Origin of the sequence: Arthrobacter sp. HMWF013 (assembly GCF_003061105.1) — a bacterium.
GTDB lineage: Bacteria > Actinomycetota > Actinomycetes > Actinomycetales > Micrococcaceae > Arthrobacter.
In genome coordinates this window covers 1-1,005 of sequence record NZ_QAIQ01000565.1, presented here as the reverse complement: position 1 = coordinate 1,005, position 1,005 = coordinate 1, and the positions used below count along the sequence as shown (strand labels likewise).

Genomic DNA, 1,005 nt, shown 5'->3' with positions numbered 1-1,005 from the left:
CTTCTACGACTGGCTGGTTGTGGACGTCAAGCCGCTGCCATCCCTAAAGTTCCCCCATGTTGCCAGCCAGACCTGCGACTTTTCCCGGCCGGCCACCATGGTCCCCGGCGGCCCGGGACGACGCCGCTGGGAATTCATGCGCCTGCCTCACGAAACAGCGGAGGAACTGAACACGACGACGACTGCATGGAAAATGCTGGCACCCTTCGGCATCGACAGCAGCAACGCCGAACTGGAACGCCACTCGGTCTACACGTTCCAGGCCGGGTGGGCCAAGCAGTGGCGCAAAGGCAGGATCCTCCTCGCAGGTGACGCCGCACACCTGATGCCTCCCTTTGCTGGCCAAGGCCTGGGCGCCGGCGTCCGTGACGCGATGAACCTGTCATGGAAGCTTGACGCCGTCCTGCGGGGAGTCAGTGACGACGCCCTCCTGGACAGCTACGGCACCGAGCGCACCCCGCATGTTTCGCGTTTCATCGATTTCTCCATGGAGCTCGGCCGGGTCATCTGCATCACCGACACCGCCGAAGCGGCCGAACGCGACGCGCGCATGATCAAGGCACGACAGGACGGCGCCCAGCCGCCCGCACCGCCGAACCCCAAGCTCGGCCAGGGAGTGCACCAGGGGACAGCCGGAGGGATGATTTCCGTCCAGGGACGCGTCCAGACCACGCCCGAAGGGCCCGTCACCCGTGCCGATGACACCTTGGGCGGGGGTCTGCTGCTCGTCAAGGACGGCCGGCTCCTGGGCAGCCTCGACAAGACCAAAATGGCGGCGCTGTCCGATCTTGGCATCACTTTCGCCACGCTCAGCGCGGAAGGACCGGGGAATCCGGTCATCGACGCCGACGGCACCTACCGTGAGTGGCTGGATGAGCTGGATGCCACGGCCGTGCTGGTCAGGCCCGACTTCTACGTCTATGGAACGGCCAGCTCAACATTGACCGTCCAGGACCTCGTGGACTCCTTCATCCAGGACACGGCCTACACCGCACGGCAACGGGT

At 65.4% G+C, this 1,005-nt stretch carries 1 pseudogene; it reads left to right on the top strand.

Going from position 1 to position 1,005, the window contains the following annotated elements:
- Window positions 1-97: 97 nt before the first annotated feature.
- Window positions 98-427 (top strand): annotated as a pseudogene (locus tag DBR22_RS25270) (FAD-dependent monooxygenase); the annotation flags it as partial.
- Window positions 428-1,005: the final 578 nt, after the last annotated feature.